Genomic DNA, 18276 nt, shown 5'->3' on the forward strand with positions numbered 1-18276 from the left:
CCCATGCCCCTGCGCGCCACGCTCCTCCCGCTCCTGCTGCCCGCCGTCGTCGTCGCGACGCTCGTCGCCCTCCTCGACGGGCCGAAGGAGGTCGTCGCCGCGGCGCTCGTCGCGCTCGCCGGCTCTCTCATGTCCCTGGGCGTGAGCCGCGGAACGCTGCAGCGGCAGCTCGACCTGCTGGCCCGCCACACCCGAGACCGCGCCGATGGCGGCCCCCCCACGTCGACCCCCGTCGTCCCCGAGCGGCTGGACGAGGTGGCCGGGCTCGAAGGCGCCATTGACTCGCTGCACGCCCAGTTGTCCGCGCGAAACACGGTGCTCAACCAGGACGCGCGCACCCTCACCGCCGTCCTGGACGGCATGGCGGAGGGCATCTGGGTGACGGACGAAGAGGGCACGGTGGTGCGCCACAACGACGCCCTCCGGGCCATGCTGGACTCCACGAGCAACCCGCTCACCGGCCAGCGCCCCCTGGCCCTCATCCGGAACGAGGCGCTGCACGACGCCGTGATGCGCGCCTGCCGGGAGAGCGCGTCCAGCCACCTGGAGCTCACGCTGGACGGCCTCTTCCCGCGCACGCTCTCCATCCGGGTGACGCCGCTGGCCAAGGATTTGCCGGGCAGCGCCGCCGTCTTCCACGACGTCACCGAGCTGCGCCGGCTGGAGAAGGTGCGCAAGGACTTCGTGGCCAACGTGTCGCACGAGCTGCGCACGCCGATTACCGCCGTCCGCGGCTACGCGGAGACGCTCCAGGGCGGCGCCCTCAATGACCCCGTCATGGCGCCGAAGATGGTGGAAATCATCCACCGTCAGTCCGAACGCCTGTCCGAGCTGGTCGAGGACCTGCTGGAGCTGTCCCGCCTGGAGTCGCGCGAGGTGAGCCTGAAGCTCGCCCACGTCCCCCTGGCCGACGCCGCCGCCCGCGCAGCCGACACCGTGCGCCCCAAGGCCGAGAGCAAGGGCCAGGTCGTTTCACTCCATGTCCCCCAAGGGCTCCTCGCGGTGGGTGACACCCGGGCCGTGGAGCAGGTGCTGCTCAACCTGCTGGACAACGCGGTGAAGTACACGCCCGCGGGTGGCCGGGTGGAGGTTTACGGTGCGTGCGAGCAAGGCCGCTGCGTGGTGCGGGTGAAGGACACGGGGGTGGGCATCGAGCCCAAGCACCTGTCGCGCATCTTCGAGCGCTTCTACCGGGTGGACAAGGGCCGCAGCCGGGACATGGGCGGCACCGGCCTGGGGCTGTCCATCGTCAAGCATCTGCTGCAGGCCATGGATGGCGAGGTCAAGGTGGAGAGCCAACCCAACGAGGGGAGCACCTTCACCATTTTTCTGCCCCTGGCGGCTTCATCAGGCGCGGCGACAGGGTAGGATGGCGGCACCATGCGGGTCGCCATCCTCGCGGACATCCACGGCAATCTTCCTGCCTGCGAGGCCGTCCTCGAGGACATCGCGCGCTCTGTGGCGCCCGACTACATCGTCGCGGCCGGTGACCTGGCGCTGCGTGGCGCCCATCCCCGGGAGACGGTGGACCTGCTCTTCGACCGGTGTGACTCCATCCTGATGGGCAACACCGACTGCTACCTGGCGGGCAACTACCTGGGCGGGGCCTACCGGGAGAAGGACCACTGGAAGACGGAGCTGCTGCGCTGGACGAGGGACCAGTTGGGCGGCGCGCTGCTGGAGAAGCTGGGCGCCCTGCCCTTCTCCGTGCGCTACACGCCGCGCAAGGGCCAGGACCTCTTCGTCTGCCACGCCAACCCGCGCAACCTCGAGGAGTCGCTGGACCCCACGCTGGATGACGTCGCGGTGCGCCGCTTCTTCAGCCACCTGGACGCGGCGGCCTGCGCCTTCGGGCACCTGCACTTCCCCTACCGCCGCCGCGTGGGTCGCATGCTCATCGCGGACGTGGCCAGCGCGGGCATCCCCCGGGACGGAGACTTGCGCCCCGCCTACGGCGTCTTCACCTTCACGCCCAAGGGCTGGCGGGTGCAGATTCGCCGGGTGCGCTACCCGGTGCGCAAGGCCACCCAGGCCCTCACCGCGCGCCGCGTCCCCGGCGGGCCGCTGCTGGTCCACAAGCTGGTGGAGGCGCGCTACCGCCACCACAACGCGCTGCTGGAGGCCGCGCGGCGCCACTCCGGGCTGCCGCCGCCGGGCCCGGTGCTCCGTCCGCCGCCGGGGGCCGCCTCGCGCGCCGCGGCCACGCCCATGGACAGTCGCCCCTCCCCGGCGGTCGACCCCGCCTCGTTGCCCACGGACATGGACGGCACCGTGACGGGCGCGGCGCCGCTGCCCCCGGACGCGCTCAACGACTTTGAAGGGTAGACGTTGTCGCCAGTCCGTTGCTTGCGCGAGGCCGCCAGGGGTGATTCACGGCGCTCACCATGTCTTCACGCGAGCTGCCGCTGCTGTTCATCCGCCACGCCGTCGCGGAGGACTCTCACGTCCTGGGCGATGAGGCGCGCGCCCTCACCCCGGAAGGCCGCGCCGCCTTCCGCCACCACGCACGCAAGCTGGCACGCCTCACGCCCCTGCGCGGCATCATCACCAGTCCGCTGGTGCGCGCCGTCCAGACGGCGGAGCTGCTCGCCGAGGCCTTCGGCGTGTCCGGCGTGGAGGTCCACCCCGCCCTGCTCCCCCAGCGCGGCGCGCACAAGCGCATCGTCGACCTGGGCCGCGAGCGCGGCGCGGGCTGGGCCCTGGTGGGCCACAACCCCTCGCTGGAGCGCGCGGCCATTCGCGCCCTGGAGCATGAGCTGCCGGACAAGCTGCGCAAGGGCGCGGCGCTGGCGCTCCATCCCCTGAAGAACGGCGGCTTCACGCTCGCGTGGTGGGCCATGCAGGGCAAGCCCGTGAAGCGCCCCGGCGACCTGCGCTGACGCGCCTCAGTGCACCGCGCCCAGCAGGAAGGACAGGATGAGCATGGCCAGCACCGTGGCGGTGATGCCCATGTAGAGCCGGTCCTTCTGCTGGCGGAAGATGAGCAGCGACAGGGCCACCCGCATCACCGGCACGGCCATCATCACCAGCAGCCCCGCCATGACGAACGCCTGGCCCCGGGCGGCCAGCGCCCCCGTCACGACGTCCCCCAGCGTGTGCGGCACCGGGTGCGGTGAGGTGAGGCGCTGCAAGGCCTCGGATGAGACGAGGTAGTCCGGGTGGCGGAAGAACGTCACGACGGTGCCCAGCGTCACCAGCGCCAGGCTGGCGGCCACGCCGTACCGCAGCAGGTCGCTGATGAGCAGCTCCGGCTGGAGCAGCGAGGCGTCCTCGCCGCCGTCCTGCACCGCCACGGTGGCGGCGTCGGGGCTTCGCGGCTCCGGCTTCGGGGCCTCGCTCATGGCGCCCACCCCTTGCGCAGCATCTCGAAGGCCGCCCACAGCAGCACGCCCACGAAGAGCGCGCGCAGCCACGTGCTGTTCACCCGGGCCATCAGGTGGCGTGAGCCCAGCCAGGCGCCCAGCGTGACGCCCACGCACACCGGCCCCGCGATGAACGGGTCGATGTTGCCGCGCGCGAAGTAGACGCCCGCGCTGGCCGCCGCTGTCACGCCAATCATGAAGTTGCTGGTGGCCGTGGACACCTTCAGCGGCAACCGCATGGCCAGGTCCATGGCCGGCACCTTGAGCGCGCCCGAGCCGATGCCCAGCAGGCCGCTCACCGTGCCCGCCACGTACATCAGCCCCAGGCCCGCCAGCGGCCGCGTGACGCGGTAGGGCACCTCACGGCCCCGCGACTCGTCCCAGTAGCTGCCGTGCAGCGCCAGCCGGTCCGCCAGCGCGTCCGCGGGCACCGGGGCCTCGTCGCGCGCGCGCATCCGCCGCAACATCACCAGCGCCGACCCCGCCATGACGCAGCCAAAGACGAGGTACACCCCGCGCCCACCCACCAGCCCGGACATGAACGCGCCGCTGAGCGCGCCCGCCGTGGTCGCCAGCTCCAGGAACATGGCCACGCGGGTGTTGGCCATCCGGTCGCGGACGTAGGCCGCCGCCGCGCCGCTGGACGTGGCGATGACGGAGACGATGGACGCCCCCACCGCGTACTGGATGTCCACTTTCAGGAGCAGCGTGAGCACGGGAATCAGGATGAGCCCGCCGCCGATACCCAGCAGCGAGCCCAGCAGTCCCGCGCCCACGGAGAACCCCAGGACGACAATCATGAAGAGGAAGGGAGTCATTGAAGCCGCTCCCCATCCTCTCCCCCTCACCGGCCTTTGGCCACCAGGAGAATGGCTCGATTCGAGCCGCTCCCCTGGTCGCCTGCTTCCACCGGGCTACTGCGCGCGGGCCGCCGCCGCCGGGCGCTGAGCACCGTTGCCGTGGGCGAGCACGCCGTGGTCGTGGGTGTCCGTGCCCAGCTCGCGCAGCAGGGCCTCGCCCACCAGTTCGTCCATGGGGACGAAGCGGCCCAGCGCCGGACGCCAGGCGTGGACCTGCGCCGTGCCAATGTCGAACCACCAGCCGTGCAGCCGCAGGGTGCCCGCATCCAGACGCGCCTTCACCCACGGATAGCTGGAGATGTGCGCCATCTGCAGCAGCACGTTGTTCTGGGACAGGCGGTCGTAGTCCGACCGGCCCTCACCCAGCTTCGGGTTCGCCTCCATCCGCTGGAGCGCGGCCTTGCCGTGCTCGAGCCAGCCGCTGAGGTTCGGGTTCTCCGGCCCCACGCCGCCAGCGAGGACGGCCTTCATCGCGCCGCAGCTCGAGTGGCCGCACACGACGATGTCCTCCACCGGCAGGTTGCGGAGCGAGAACTCCAGCGCGGCCGCCTCGGACTGGTCGCCCGTGGACTGCCCCTTGGAGTCCGACGGCGGCACCATGTTGCCGACGTTGCGGATCACGAACAGGTCACCCGGGTCCGTGGACACGAGCAGGTTGGGCACCACGCGGCTGTCCGCGCAGGCGATGAAGAGGCAATCCGGCGTCTGCCCCTGCGCCAGCAGCTCGAACTTCTCCCGGTGTTTGGAACGGGCGTTGAGCTGAAAGTCCAACAGACCGCGGATGAGCTTCCTCACTGCGCACCTCCAGAGACAAGCGAGTTGTGATTGGGACCTTCGACGACCGCGGGGCTGCTCGACTTGAGCGTGCCCTTGCGGCTCCAGACGTCTTCGAGCGACTCGGTGAACACCGTGCCACCCGTCTTGCGATGCGTGTCGCACCAGCTCTCCAGGGCTTCGTGCCCGGAGTGGTCCAGCGTCTGCACGGCCAGGTCCAGCTCCACCTTGGAGCCCGAAGGAACCTGCGCCAGCGCGACGGACAGCCTGGGGACACCGACGAACGTCAGCGCGCCCGAGATTCGCACCAGATAGGACGCGTCCGCCTGCGGGTGCACGTCCACCTTGACGCTGCCCAGGTGCCACAGCAGGCGCAGCACCGCGAACGCCAGGCCCATGCCGATGCCGGCCAGCAGGTTGACGCCCACCACGCCGGCCACCGTCACCAGGTACACCGCCAGCTCGCCGCGCTTATGGAGCTCACGGATGTGGTGCACGTTCACCAGCTTCGCGCCGACGAAGACGAGCAGACCCGCCAGCACCGTGAGGGGAACGAGCCCCGCCACCGAGCCGAGCAGCGTGATGAACAGGAGCAGCCACACGCCGTGCAGCGTGCCCGACAGCCGCGTCTTCGCGCCGGCGGTGATGTTGGTGGCGCTGCGGACGATGACGCCGGTGATGGGCAGGCCGCCCGCCAGCCCCGAAATCGTGTTCGCCAGGCCCTGGCCGAAGAGCTCCTTGTCCAGGTTCGCCCGGGGGCCCGTGTGCATCTTGTCCGTGGCCACCGCGCTCAAGAGCGACTCCGCGCTCGCGACCAGCGCCAGCGACAGCACCGCCGTGCCGAAGGCCACCCAGTCCCCCTTGGGGAAGGTGGGCAGCTGGATGCTGGAGAGGATGTTCTCCGGCAGCTCCACCCGCGCCACGTCCGCGCCCAGGAAGGTCGCCGCCGCGGTCGCGCCCACCACGGCCACGAGCGGACCGGGGACCTTCTTCAGCCTCCCGGGAACGAACTGCCACGCCACCATCAGGCCGAGGGTCAGCAGGCCCAGCAGCGTCGCCGCGCCATGCAGGTCCGCGATCTGCCCCGGCAGCTCCTTCACGTTCTGCCACGCGCTCGACTGGGGCGAGCCACCCATCACGATGTGGACCTGCCCCAGGACGATGAGGATGCCGATACCGGCCATCATCCCGTGGATGACGGCGGGGGAGATGGCCAGCGCGCCGCGCGCCACCTTCAGCCCACCGAGAATCATCTGAAGCACGCCCGCGACGGCCACCGCCGCGCACGTCATGGCCAGCCCCATCTGCTGGATGAAGCCGAACACCATCACCGCGAGGCCGGCCGCCGGACCGCTCACCTGGAGGGGCACGCCGCCGAAGAGCCCCACCACGATGCCGCCAACCACACCCGCGATGAGTCCGCTGACGATGGGCGCGCCCGACGCCAACGCGATACCCATGCACAACGGCAACGCCACCAGGAACACCACCAGGGAGGCAGGCAGGTCCGCGCCCAGCGTCTTCCAGGGGGAAGCAGCGCCCTCAGGGCTCTTCGAAGTCGACATCACACCTCCACACAAGTCGCCGCGACTGCCGCGCGCGCAGAATCACGTGGAGGCCCTCCGCAAAGAGCGTGCCGTCCCCCTTCCGCCTGGCTCAGAGGGAACGCATTTTGATTGCGGCTGGGAATATGAAAGCGATTTTAAGTCCCGGACCCGGACTTAAAGTTTCTTGAGGTCACGGGCCTCAAGAATCTTGAAGTGCCCCGCGCCTACTCCTCCTCGAGCCGGCGGAGGAAGGTGGGATAGGAGAGCCCCAGCACCCGGGCGGCCTCCATGCGGCGCCCTTCCAGGCGGGCGAGGACGTGCCGGACGTACAACCGCTCCACGTCCTGCAAGGGCCGCGGCGCACCGGGGACGACGAAGGCGTCGGGGTCCACGGCGGGCGGGCCGCTGGCGCCCTGCGGCTCCAGGGAGGCGAGCTCCAGCTCGGGTCCGGCCTCCAGCACCAGGGCCCGCTCGAGCACGTTGCGCAGCTCGCGGACGTTGCCGGGGAACGGATAGCCCTCCAGCCGGGCGCGCGCGGCGCTGGAGAAGCCCACGGGCCGGCGCCCCAGCTCGGCGCACAGCTCCGCCACCAGGGACTGCGCCAGCGGCAGCAGGTCCTCGCGGCGCTCGCGCAGCGGCGGAATGTCCACCCGGAACACGCTCAGGCGGAAGTAGAGGTCCTCGCGGAAGCGGCCCTCGGCGACCTCCTTCGTCAGGTCGCGGTTGGTGGCCGTCACCACGCGCGCGCTGCTGCTCAGCTCGGCGGTGCCACCCAGGCGGCGGAAGGCGCCCTTGTCCAGGAAGGTGAGCAGCTTCGCCTGGAGCTGCAGAGGCAGCTCGCCCACCTCGTCCAGGAAGAGCACGCCGCCCGCGGCCACCTCCACCAGGCCGCGGCGGGCGGTGCGCGCGTCGGTGAAGGCGCCGCGCTCATGGCCGAAGAGCTCGCTCTCCACCATGGTGGCGGGCAGCGCGGCGCAGTTGACGTGGACGAACGAGCCCTGCCCGCCCTGCAGCGCGTGCAGGTGGCGCGCGATGACCTCCTTGCCCACGCCCGTCTCGCCCAGCAGCAGCACCGGGCTGCGCGGCGCCTTGGCGATGCGCTCCAGCATCTGCAGCGCGGCGAGCATCTTCGGCGAGTGCGGACGCGACAGGCGCCGCCTTCCGCCCAGCTCGCTCTCCGCCTGACGCAGCCGCTCCTGGAGCTGCAGGTCCGCGGCGGCGCGGCGGGCGCGCAGCACCAGGTCATCCAGCTCCACCGGCTTGGACAGGTAGTCGCGCGCGCCCGCCTGGATGGCCTCCACCGCGCTGGCGATGTCGCCGTGCGCCGTCACCATCAACACGGGTGTGTCCGGGAGCTGGGCGCGCAGCTCCGGCAGGAAGTCGATGCCGTCCCCGTCCGGCAGGCGCCGGTCCAACACCACCAGGTCGGGCGCCTCGCGGGACATGGCCGCGCGCGCGTCATGGAGTGAATGCGCCAACGTGACGCGGAAGCCCTCGTGGCGCAGCACGGAGGCCGCCAGCGAGGCGAAGGTCCGGTCGTCATCCACCAGCAGCAGATAGGTGCTCATCTGGCCACCTCCAACGGAAGGCGCAGCGTGAAGCGGCTCCCCAGCGGACTCCGGACATAGTTCAGACTGCCACCGTGGGCTTCCACGGAGGCCCGCGCCATGGGCAGCCCCAGCCCCACGCCCTTGGCCCGCCCGGTGGCGAAAGGTTCCCACAACCTGGGCTCGAGCCGCAGGTCCACGCCGCCCGCATTGTCCTCCACCACGAGCACGGCGTCATGGTCGTCCCGCGTCAGACGCACGCTCACCCACGGCGCCAGCTGCATCCCCGTGTCCTTCGCCACCGCGCCCGCCTCCACCGCGTTGCGGAGCAGGTTGTCGATGGCGGACACCAGCAACGCGGCATCCCCCTGGACCCACAGGGACTCCTCCAGGGACGTCGTCAGCGCCACGGTTTCTGACTCCGGCAGCAGCTTCACGCCCTGGAGCGCGTCCTGCACCAGCAGGTGCACCTCGCAGCTGCGGCGCAGCGCGGCACGAGGCGCCCCGAAGGACAGCAGCGAGCGCGCCAGGTGGCTCAGGCGCTCCACCTGCGAGCGCAGCGCGCCCACGGGCAGCTCGCTGCCCGCGGGGGTGTGCCGGAGCACGGACAGCGCGGCCTGGATGCCGTTGAGGGCGTTCTTCACCTCATGCGCGATGAGCGAGGCCGCCGTCCCCAGCGCGGCCATGGTCTCCTGGCGTCTCAGCCGCTCCTCGGCCGCCAGCAGCGAACGGTAGGAGTGCCGCAGCAGGAGGATGAAGATGATGAGCGTGCTGCTCAGCAGGGCGATGTGGAACGCCAGCTGCCGCAGGAAGCGCGCCCGCAGGCCCGCGGTGGCCGTCTCCTCCTCCAGGACGACGAGCAGCAGGTCGCTCTTGCCCACCCACGCGCCCGCGCCCAGCATCTGCTTGTCATCCAGCGTCAGCGGACCCGGCATGTTCGCCAGCGCGCGCAGCCGCCCCGTGGTGTCCCCGGCGCCCAGCTTGAGCCCCAGTGGCATCAACAGCTGACCGTGGTCATCCATCAACACCAGCGACGTCTGGGCGGTGGGCCGTGTGGGCAGCGCGCTGGCGCGGAGCTCTCCCAACAGCACGCCCTTGACGCGGCCCTCCTGGAGCATGGGGACGGCGACCACGATGGGCCCCCCCTCCCCTTCCAGCAGGTCGATTTCCGGCTGGCTCCCCTCCACCATCCGGCGAAACCAGGGCCGCAGCGTCAGCGGCGAGCGCCCCAGCGGCATGTCCGGAGGGTCGCTCCAGACGCGCTCGCCGGCGGGCGTCAGCAGGGCCACGCCTTCCGAGAAGAGGGACGAATGAGAGAAGGCGCTCTCCAGCAGGGCCAGCTCCGCCGGGGAGATGCCGTTCTCTGGATACAGCGCGGGGTGCCCGGCCACGCGGGCCAGCTCCGCCTCCAGCAGCCCCAGGTGGACGCCCAGCGCCTCCGACTGCACCTGCGCCTGGTTGAGCAGCCGGCTCAGCAGCTCCTCGCGCGCGTTGCGCACGTCCTCCACGTAGCCCAGCACGGGGCTCGTCAGCGCCACCAGCCCCACCAGCCCCAGGCCGACGAGCGCGGAGCGCCCCCCTCGCCGCTGCGCGTGGGCCAGCTCGCCGGGCGTGGGAGTCAGCGTGGGAAGCGGAGGTGGGGTCGGCGGCGGGTGGGCGGAGGTCATGACAGGGCGCCCTGGGGTTTACCCCGGCACGGCAGCGCCTTCACGCTCAAACGGGCCACCTGGCCGGGGGCACGCTCGCTGGAGGGCCGGCCACCGCCCCGTGTCGCCCGTTCCCGCGCGTGTTCCAGCCCTGACGAAGTTGTTGCACACGAGTCACACGTTCGGAAACGGGGGCGCGCAGAGTGACTGCCCGCCATGCCCCATGTCCTCATCATCGACGACGAACGCGACCTCGCGGAGCTCATTGATTTCAACCTGCGGGGTTCTGGTCTCACCACGCACGTGGCCCACACCGGCGAAGAAGCGCTGGTGGCCGCCCGGGAGCAGAACCCCGACCTCGTGCTGCTGGACCTGATGCTGCCGGACATGTCCGGCATCGACGTCTGCCGGCAGCTGCGGGCAAACCCCCAGTCCCGGGGCGTCCTCATCGTCATGCTCACCGCCAAGGGCGAGGAGCCCGACCGCATCCGCGGCTTCGAGGTGGGCGCGGACGACTACGTGGTGAAGCCCTTCAGCGTGCGGGAGCTGGTGCTGCGCCTGAAGGCCATCCTCCGCCGCGGCGCGCCCACGGCCGGGAGCACGGCGCCGCTGGCGCTGGGGCCCCTGCGCCTGGACGCGGCGTCCCACCGCTTCTTCGTGGAGGAGCGCGAGGTGGCCCTCACCGCGCTGGAGTTCCGGCTGCTGGAGCACCTGCTCGCCCGTCTGGGCCGGGTGCAGACGCGCGAGCAACTGCTGGAAGAAGTGTGGGGCCTGTCCTCCTCCCTGGAGACGCGCACCATCGACACCCACGTCATGCGCCTGCGCGACAAGCTGGGCCCGGCGCGCGCGCTGCTGGAGACGGTCCGCGGTGTCGGCTACCGGATGCTGGACCCGACCGCGGGCTGAGCGTCGTGACGGCGATGTCACACGGCGGACGCGAAACGGACACCCACGTCACGTAGAAGCGCGGCGTCTTCGCGCACGCCTCACACCGCGGCCAGATTCCGATCCGCATCACTCCAGCCAGGAGAAGTCCTCCATGAAATCGCTCCTCAAGCCCCTGCTCGCGGTGTTCCTCCTGGCGCTCCCCGCCGCTGCCCAGGCGGGCACCGTCACCATCAAGGGCTCCGACACCATGGTCATCCTCGGCCAGCGCTGGGCCGAGGCGTTCATGAAGAAGCACCCCACCATCAAGGTCCAGGTCACCGGCGGCGGCTCTGGCGTGGGCCTGGCGGCGCTCCAGAACGGCACCACGGACATCGCCATGTCCAGCCGGGAGATGAAGAAGGCGGAGTCCGACAAGCTCCGCGCGCGCTACAAGGCGCCGCCCGTGCAGCGCTCGGTGGCCAAGGACGGCGTCACCTTCTACGTCCACCAGGCCAACCCCCTGGGCGCGCTCACCCATGAGCAGCTGATGAAGATCTACATGGGCGACATCACCACCTGGAAGCAGGTGGGCGGCGCGGACGCGCCCATCGTCGCGTACTCCCGGGAGAACTCCTCCGGCACCTACGTCTTCGTGAAGGACATGGTGCTGGACGGCGAGGACTTCGCGCCCGCCATCCAGACGCTGCCCGGCACCGCCGCGGTGGTGAACGCCGTCTCCAAGGAAAAGAACAGCCTGGGCTACGGCGGCGCCGCCTACGCGGAGGGCATCAAGGAGCTGAAGGTCAAGAAGGGCACCGAGGAGATCGCCCCCAGCGCGGACAACATCAAGAGCGGCAAATACCCGCTGGCGCGCGACCTCTTCTTCTACCTGCGCGCCGAGCCGACGGGCGACATCAAGACCTTCATCGACTTCGCGCTCTCCCCCGAAGGTCAGGCCATCGTCACCCAGGTCGGCTACTTCCCCGTGAAGTAGCCGCGGAGCGTCACACGAATGTCACAAGAGGCCCTGAGTCACAATGGATAGACAGGCGACCATGGAGCAGGGTCTCACGCAACGCGTGGCCGCGCCGCGCCTGTCCGCGGCGGCGCGGAGGCGGCAGCTGCGGGAGAAGGCCGTCGCGGGCTTCATCACGCTGATGGCGTTCACCGGCATCGCCGCGCTCGTCCTCATCATCGTCTTCGTGGCCAAGGAGGCGCTGACGCTCTTCACCGACGCGGAGGCCCGCCACGAGGCCAGCCTCTCCAAGATGTTCCTGCCGCAGGAGGGCCGCTACCCGTTCCGGTGGCAGCCCGTGTCGGACACGCCCAAGGTCAGCATGATTCCGCTGTTCGTGGGCACGCTGAAAATCACCCTGGTCTCCATGGTGGTGGCGGTGCCCATGGGCGTCTTCAGCGCGCTCTTCGTCGCGGAGTTCGCCCCGCGCCGCCTGCGCGAGCTGCTCAAGCCCGTCATCGAGCTGCTCGCCGGCATCCCCTCCGTGGTGCTGGGCTTCTTCGCGCTGATGGTGCTGTCCCCCATGGTGAAGAACCTGTTCCACCTGGACCGGCCGCTCAACGGCACGCTGGCGGGACTGGCGCTGGCGCTGGCCATCGTCCCGGTCATCTTCACCGTGTCCGAGGACGCGCTCACCGCGGTGCCCCGCAGCTACCGCGAGGCCTCGCTGGCGCTGGGCGCCACGCTCTGGGAGACGGCGTGGAAGGTGGTGCTGCCCGCGGCGGCCCCCGGCATCCTCGCCGCGTGCGTGCTGGGCTTTGGCCGGGCCATTGGCGAGACGATGATTGTCCTCATGGCGTCAGGCAACGCGGACATCGTGTCCTGGAACCTGGGAGATTCGGCGCGCTCGCTGTCGGCCACCATCGCGGCGGAGATGGGTGAGGTCGTGGTGGGCAGCCCGCATTACTCACTGCTGTTCTTCATTGGCGTGGAGCTGTTCATCTTCACCTTCGTCCTCAACATGGTCGCCTCCACGTGGACGAAGAAGGTCCTCCAGCGGCTGACCGGGAGCGCCTCGTGAAGTACACCACGCGCCGGGCGGTGGGGCTGGGCCTCACCGGACTGACGGCCCTCGCGGCCTTCTTCATCGTGGGCATGCTGGCCCTCATCCTGCTGGACGTCGCTCGCAACGGCGCCCGCCACCTCTCCTGGACCTTCCTCACCCAGCCGCCCAGCGACGGCATGATGGGTGGCGGCATCTTCCCCGCCATCTTCGGCACCGCCGCGCTCACGCTGCTGATGACGCTGGCGGTGATGCCGGTGGGCGTGCTCACCGCCGTGTACCTCCACGAGTACGCGCCGCCGGAGTCCCGCTTCGCCCGCTGGGTGCGCGTAGCGGTCGTCAACCTCGCGGGCGTGCCCTCCATCGTCTTCGGCCTCTTCGGCTTGGGCTTCTTCATCCTCTTCGTCGGCGGCAACCTGGACCGGCTGCTGGGCTACGAGGAGATGCACTGGGCCCAGCCGAGCATCCTCTGGGCCTCGCTGACGCTGGCGGTGCTGACGCTGCCGGTGGTCATCGTCTCCACGGAGGAGGCGCTGCGCGCGGTGCCGCTGGAGCAGCGCACCGCCAGCCTGGCGCTGGGGGCCACCCAGTCGCAGACGCTGGCGCGAGTGGTGCTGCCCGGCGCCCTGCCCGGCATCCTCACCGGCGCGGTGCTGGCCATCTCCCGCGGCGCGGGCGAGGTGGCGCCCATCCTCTTCACCGGCGCCGCCTACTTCCTGCCGGACCTGCCCACGCAGCTGAACTCCCAGTTCATGCATCTGGGCTACCACACGTATGTCATGGCCACCCAGTCACCGAACGTGACGGAGGCCAGCGGTCCGCTGTATGCGACGGTGCTGGTGCTGCTGGCGCTCACCTTCGCCCTCAACCTCGTCGCGGTCATCATCCGGACGCGCACGCGCCGCAAGGCCGCCAGCGCCCACTGACGGTACGCCTGCCATGTCCCTCCAACCCCAGAATCCCCGCGCGAAGATGGAAGCGCGGGAGCTCATCCTGCGCTACGGCTCCAAGACGGCCATCCACAAGGTGTCCCTGGCCATCCTCGACCGGCGGGTGACGGCGCTCATCGGCCCCTCCGGCTGCGGGAAGTCCACCTTCCTGCGCTCGCTCAACCGGATGAACGACCTCATCTCCGGCACCACGCATTCGGGCACCATCCTGCTGGACGGCATGGACATCCATGACCGCGGCGTGGACGTGGTGGACCTGCGCCGGCGCGTGGGCATGGTCTTCCAGAAGTCCAACCCCTTCCCCAAGAGCATCTTCGAGAACGTCGCCTACGGCCTGCGCGTGGGCGGGATGAAGGACAAGGCGGAGCTGGCCTCGCGGGTGGAGAAGTCGCTGCGTGGCGCCGCGCTCTGGGACGAGGTGAAGGACCGGCTGGACGAGAGCGCCCTGGGCCTGTCTGGCGGCCAGCAGCAGCGGCTGTGCATCGCCCGGGCGATGGCGGTGGAGCCGGAGGTGCTGCTGATGGACGAGCCCGCCAGCGCGCTGGACCCCATCGCCACCGCGAAAATCGAGGAGCTCATCCACGAGCTGAAGGCGACGTACACCATCGCCATCGTCACCCACAACATGCAGCAGGCCGCGCGCGTCAGCGACCGCACCGCTTTCTTCTACATGGGCGAGCTGGTGGAATGCGGCCCCACCGAGCAGATCTTCACCAACCCGCGAGAGAAGCGCACCGAGGACTACGTCACCGGCAAGTTCGGGTGAGCGGAAGAAAAAGGGGACCGGACACATGCCGTCGACGCACACGGACAAGGCCTTCGAAGCCGACCTGAGGGATTTGCGGGAGAAGCTGCTCGCGATGGGCGCGAAGGTGGAGACCCTCATCGTCCAGAGCATGAAGGCGCTCACCGACCGCGACAGCGCCCTGGCCGAGAAGGTCGTCGCCGCCGACAAGGACGTCAACCGCCTGGAGGTGGACATTGACGAGCTGTGCCGGAAGATTCTCGCGCTGCGCCAGCCCGCCGCCAGCGACTTGCGGCTCATCACCACGGCGCTGAAGATCGTCACCGACCTGGAGCGCATCGGCGACCTGGCGGTGAACATCGCCGAGCGCTCCATGGACCTGAACCAGGTCCCCCCGCTGGCGCCCTACGTGGACACGCCCCGGCTGGCCGACCTGGCCCAGCGGCAGGTGCGCATGTCGCTGGACGCCTTCGTCTCCGGCGACGTCGCCAAGGCGGAGGAGGTGCTCCGGGGCGATGACTTGCTGGATGCCCTCTTCCTCAAAATCTTCAACGAGCTCCTCGCCTACATGATGGAGGACTCGCGCAACATCCGCCGCGCCACGGCGCTGATGTTCATCGCGAAGCACCTGGAGCGCATTGGCGACCACGCGCTGAACGTGGCGGAGATGGTCGTCTACATGGTGCGCGGCAAGGACATCCGTCACCCGCGGAGCCGCAACCTGGCGGAGTAGCCCGCGGGCGCGGGCTTCACCGGCCTGTCACCGCGAATTGCCCGGCCCGCCCCGGGCGCTTCGCGGAGCTGACGTGGAAGGCCTCTAGCGTGGCAACCGTGGTCGCGCCATGACGGCGCACCGGCCCCGGGGATTGCCCGCGAATGTTGCTCGCCTCCACCGTCCTGCTGCTTGCCGCCTGCCTCGGACTGTTCATCCTCACCGTCCAGTTCGCGCTCGTGCTGCGCCACCGGCATGAGCCGTCTGTCGCCGTGAAGCCGGGCACACCGCGCCCGGGCATCTCCATCCTCAAGCCGCTGTGCGGCGTGGACGACGACCTGGACGCCAACCTGGCGCAGTTCGCGGAGTTGGAGTACGCGGGCGAGTACGAGGTGGTGCTCGGCGTCAAGGATGCCAGGGACCCGGCCTTCGCCGTGGCCCGCGCGGCGGTCGCCCGCTGGCCCCACGTCATGCGCCTGGAAGTGCAGGAGGGCGAGCCGGGCCTCAACCCGAAGGTGAACCAGCTCATCACCCTGGCGGACCGGGCGCGCCACGACGTGCTGGTCATCAGCGACAGCAACACGCGGGTGGCGCCGGGCTACCTGGAGGAGCTTGCCCAGGCCTTCGCGGACCCGGAGGTGGGCTGTGTCACCCACCCGGTGTCGGGCATTGGCGAGCGCACCTTCGGCTCGCTCCTGGACAACCTGCACCTGGGCGCCAGCGCGGCGGCGGGGATGATTGCCGCCAAGCGGCTGGCGGGCCAGGACCTCGTGGTGGGCAAGTCCATGGCGCTGCGCCGCGCGGACGTGGACGCGCTGGGCGGCTTCTTCTCCGTGAAGGACGTGCTGGCGGAGGACTACGTCATCGGCCAGTGGGTGACGCGGAAGCTGGGCCGCCGCGTGGTGATGGCGCACACGCCCGTGTTCAACGTGTCGCTGCGCAAGAGCGTCCTGTCCTTCTTCCAGCGCTATCTGCGCTGGAGCGTGATTCACCGGACCGCGGTGTCTCCGAGCACGTACCTGGCCCAGGCCCTGCTGAACCCCACGCCGCTGGCCTTGCTGGGCGCGATGCTGGCCCCTTCTCCCGACACCGCGGCGCTCTGCCTGGTGGTGGCGCTGGGCAAGGTGGCGGTGGACCTCTCCACCGTGCGCGCCCTGCGGCCCCAGCCCCTGTCGTGGGACGCGGTGCCCGCCGTCTTCGCCAAGGACGCCCTGCTCTTCGCGGCCTGGAGCTACGCGCTCTTCTCCCGCACGGTGCGCTGGCGCGGCACCCGGCTGCGCGTGGGCCGGGGCACGCGGCTGATGCCAGTGCCCACCGCGGGCCTGCCGCCCGAGCCCGCGCTCCCCCAGGGCGACCGCATCCTCGCGGGCTGACCCGGCGAAGCGCCCTTCCAGGGCCCGCCTGCCCGCATGCTGGGCGAGCACCTTGTCACCGCTCGCGGAGAATGATGGCGCCCTTCAGCAGCGTTCATCTCAGGTCGGGGGAGGACGATTGGCGCGACTGGCAACGGACAACGGCGCAAGAAGGATCCTGGTCGTCGATGACGACGCGGACTGGAGAGAGTTCCTCCGCCTCAGCCTGGAGGACCTTGGCTACGAGACGACCGAGGCCTCGGATGGGCAAGAGGCCCTGGAGACGCTGAGGCGCGGCGGACGCTACGGGGTGATGCTGCTGGACCTCAACATGCCGGGCATGTCCGGGCTGGAGGTCGTGGAGCATCTGCCGCGCGGGCCGCATCCCCGCATCGTCTTCCTGACGTCCGCGGCGGCGCAGGATGTAGGCAGTGCCCTGCTCTCAGGGCCGCACTACTACCTTCCAAAAGGTGCGAGCCGCGACCAACTGTCACTCCTCTTGCAGTCACTTGGTGAGTGAGCGGCTCGCCGCTGGCGTATAGGGTAGGGGGCCCCTGAGAGGAGGGCCATCATCGTCACCGAGCTTCTCATCATCCTGTTGCTGGTCCTGGCCAACGGCGTCTTCGCCGGCGCGGAGCTGGCCATCATCTCTGTCCGTCGGACGCGGCTGCGGGAACTGATTGAAGACGGCAGCACCTCCGCGAAGGCGGTGGAGGCCCTGCGCGGCAACCCCGAGCGCTTCCTGGCCACGGTGCAGATTGGCATCACCGTCATCGGCGCCACGGCGGCCGCGTTCGGTGGCGCCAGCATGGCCACCCGCCTGGGCGGGGTGCTCACCGGATTCGGCGTCCCCGAGCAGCAGGCGGACGAGGTGGCCCTCGCCGGGGTGGTGGCCTTCGTCTCCTACCTCTCGCTGGTGCTGGGCGAGCTGGTGCCCAAGTCGCTCGCGCTGCGCGCCGGAGAGCGCTACGCGTTGCTCATCGGCCGGCCCCTGAGCGGGCTGTCCTGGCTGATGCGGCCGGTGGTGTGGTTCCTCACCGCCAGCTCCAACGTGGTGCTGCGTCTGTTCGGCGACCGGACGAACTTCACGGAAGGCCGCCTGTCCACGGAGGAGCTCCAGCAGTTGGTGGAGGAGGCGGCGAAGCAGGGCACGTTGGATCCCCACGCCGGTGAGATTGCGTCCCGCGCCTTCGAGATGGGCGACGTGACGGTGGGCGAGCTGTCCGTGGCCCGGGATGAGATGGTGGCCCTGCGGCGGCACTCCAGCCCGGAGGAGATTCGCCGCATCCTGCTGGAGGGTGGCCACTCCCGCATGCCGGTGTACGAGGACACGCTGGACAACATCGTCGGCTACGTCATCGCCAAGGACCTGCTGGGGGTGGCGTGGGAGGGCAACCTCATCATCCTGGAGGACGTGATGCGTCCGCCCTTCTTCGTCGTGGAGACGATGCGGGCCATGGACGCGCTCAAGGAGCTGCAGCGGCGGCGCATGCAGCTGGCGGTGGTGGTGGACGAGCGCGGCGGCGTGGTGGGGCTCGTCACCGTGGAGGACCTCGTGGAGGAGCTGGTGGGCGACATCCTCAGCGAGTCCGAGGTCCCGGAGGAGTTCGTCAAGCGCGAGGGCCCGGACACCGCCCTGGTGCTCGGCACGGCGAGCATCCGCGACGTCAACCGGGAGCTGTCCCTGGACTTGGACGAGGACCAGGACTACGCCACGGTGGCCGGCCTGTGCATCTCCCTGTCCGGCGGCGCCATCCCCGAGCCGGGCACCAAGGTGAAGACGGAGGGAGGCCTCGTGCTGGAGGTCGTCGCGTCCTCCCCCCGCCGCGTGGACTCCGTGCGCTTCCACATGCCCAAGCGCGAGGAGCCCGCGGAGGCGTGAGGGCGGTACCACGC

The 18276-nt window shown here is 70.4% G+C and carries 18 protein-coding genes; 12 read left to right on the plus strand and 6 right to left on the minus strand.

Annotated features, from left to right (window positions below):
• Positions 1-3 precede the first annotated feature (3 nt).
• The 3 genes from KGD87_RS13270 to KGD87_RS13280 are packed head-to-tail and all read left to right on the plus strand — an operon-like array spanning position 4 to position 2879.
• On the plus strand, positions 4-1368 hold the full coding sequence (locus KGD87_RS13270) for a sensor histidine kinase (protein ID WP_284667799.1): 1365 nt from the start codon (positions 4-6) through the stop codon (positions 1366-1368).
• Positions 1369-1380: 12 nt separating this feature from the next.
• The gene (locus tag KGD87_RS13275; protein WP_284667800.1) at positions 1381-2325 is read left to right on the plus strand and encodes a metallophosphoesterase family protein; all 945 of its coding nucleotides are present in this window, start codon (positions 1381-1383) and stop codon (positions 2323-2325) included.
• Between the two features lie 59 nt (positions 2326-2384).
• Positions 2385-2879, plus strand: coding sequence for a SixA phosphatase family protein (locus KGD87_RS13280; RefSeq protein ID WP_284667801.1), 495 nt, complete (start codon positions 2385-2387; stop codon positions 2877-2879).
• Positions 2880-2885: 6 nt separating this feature from the next.
• Here the strand turns inward: KGD87_RS13280 and KGD87_RS13285 are convergent, their stop codons facing one another.
• From KGD87_RS13285 to KGD87_RS13310, 6 genes are all read right to left on the minus strand, one after another.
• Positions 2886-3341 (minus strand): DUF1634 domain-containing protein, encoded by a 456-nt coding sequence (locus KGD87_RS13285; protein ID WP_284667802.1) that lies wholly within the window; start codon positions 3339-3341, stop codon positions 2886-2888.
• Positions 3338-4180, minus strand: coding sequence for a sulfite exporter TauE/SafE family protein (locus KGD87_RS13290; protein WP_284667803.1), 843 nt, complete (start codon positions 4178-4180; stop codon positions 3338-3340). Before KGD87_RS13290 ends, KGD87_RS13285 begins: the two co-directional genes overlap by 4 nt.
• A 96-nt stretch (positions 4181-4276) precedes the next feature.
• Positions 4277-5017 carry a carbonic anhydrase gene (locus KGD87_RS13295; protein WP_284667804.1) on the minus strand — a complete coding sequence of 247 codons (741 nt, stop codon included), beginning with the start codon at positions 5015-5017 and terminating at the stop codon, positions 4277-4279.
• A complete protein-coding gene (locus KGD87_RS13300; RefSeq protein ID WP_284667805.1) occupies positions 5014-6561 on the minus strand; it encodes a SulP family inorganic anion transporter in 1548 nt (515 codons plus the stop codon). The genes KGD87_RS13295 and KGD87_RS13300 overlap by 4 nt, the downstream gene beginning before the upstream one ends.
• Positions 6562-6767: 206 nt before the next feature.
• Positions 6768-8111, minus strand: coding sequence for a sigma-54-dependent transcriptional regulator (locus KGD87_RS13305; RefSeq protein WP_284667806.1), 1344 nt, complete (start codon positions 8109-8111; stop codon positions 6768-6770).
• Positions 8108-9757 carry a sensor histidine kinase gene (locus tag KGD87_RS13310; RefSeq protein WP_284667807.1) on the minus strand — a complete coding sequence of 550 codons (1650 nt, stop codon included), beginning with the start codon at positions 9755-9757 and terminating at the stop codon, positions 8108-8110. The genes KGD87_RS13305 and KGD87_RS13310 overlap by 4 nt, the downstream gene beginning before the upstream one ends.
• A 195-nt stretch (positions 9758-9952) precedes the next feature.
• Between KGD87_RS13310 and KGD87_RS13315 the strand changes: the two genes are divergently transcribed.
• From KGD87_RS13315 to KGD87_RS13355, 9 genes are all read left to right on the plus strand, one after another.
• The gene (locus KGD87_RS13315) at positions 9953-10642 is read left to right on the plus strand and encodes a response regulator (RefSeq protein WP_284667808.1); all 690 of its coding nucleotides are present in this window, start codon (positions 9953-9955) and stop codon (positions 10640-10642) included.
• A 133-nt stretch (positions 10643-10775) separates the two neighbouring features.
• Entirely contained in the window at positions 10776-11597 is an 822-nt protein-coding gene (locus tag KGD87_RS13320) for a phosphate ABC transporter substrate-binding protein (RefSeq protein ID WP_284667809.1), read from the plus strand.
• Between the two features lie 61 nt (positions 11598-11658).
• Positions 11659-12639, plus strand: coding sequence for a phosphate ABC transporter permease subunit PstC (gene pstC / locus KGD87_RS13325; protein ID WP_284667810.1), 981 nt, complete (start codon positions 11659-11661; stop codon positions 12637-12639).
• Positions 12636-13547 (plus strand): phosphate ABC transporter permease PstA, encoded by a 912-nt coding sequence (gene pstA, locus KGD87_RS13330; protein ID WP_284667811.1) that lies wholly within the window; start codon positions 12636-12638, stop codon positions 13545-13547. The genes pstC and pstA overlap by 4 nt, the downstream gene beginning before the upstream one ends.
• A gap of 46 nt (positions 13548-13593) precedes the next feature.
• On the plus strand, positions 13594-14337 hold the full coding sequence (pstB, locus tag KGD87_RS13335) for a phosphate ABC transporter ATP-binding protein PstB (RefSeq protein WP_217917689.1): 744 nt from the start codon (positions 13594-13596) through the stop codon (positions 14335-14337).
• Between the two features lie 25 nt (positions 14338-14362).
• Positions 14363-15049 (plus strand): phosphate signaling complex protein PhoU, encoded by a 687-nt coding sequence (gene phoU, locus KGD87_RS13340; RefSeq protein WP_163784444.1) that lies wholly within the window; start codon positions 14363-14365, stop codon positions 15047-15049.
• Between the two features lie 143 nt (positions 15050-15192).
• Positions 15193-16401, plus strand: a complete 1209-nt coding sequence (locus KGD87_RS13345) for a ceramide glucosyltransferase (RefSeq protein WP_284667812.1) — start codon at positions 15193-15195, stop codon at positions 16399-16401.
• Positions 16402-16519: 118 nt separating this feature from the next.
• Positions 16520-16900 carry a response regulator gene (locus tag KGD87_RS13350; RefSeq protein ID WP_176420384.1) on the plus strand — a complete coding sequence of 127 codons (381 nt, stop codon included), beginning with the start codon at positions 16520-16522 and terminating at the stop codon, positions 16898-16900.
• Between the two features lie 78 nt (positions 16901-16978).
• Entirely contained in the window at positions 16979-18262 is a 1284-nt protein-coding gene (locus tag KGD87_RS13355) for a hemolysin family protein (protein WP_284667813.1), read from the plus strand.
• Positions 18263-18276 lie beyond the last annotated feature (14 nt).

This window comes from Myxococcus sp. SDU36 (genome assembly GCF_030168875.1).
In the GTDB taxonomy this organism is placed as follows: domain Bacteria; phylum Myxococcota; class Myxococcia; order Myxococcales; family Myxococcaceae; genus Myxococcus; species Myxococcus vastator.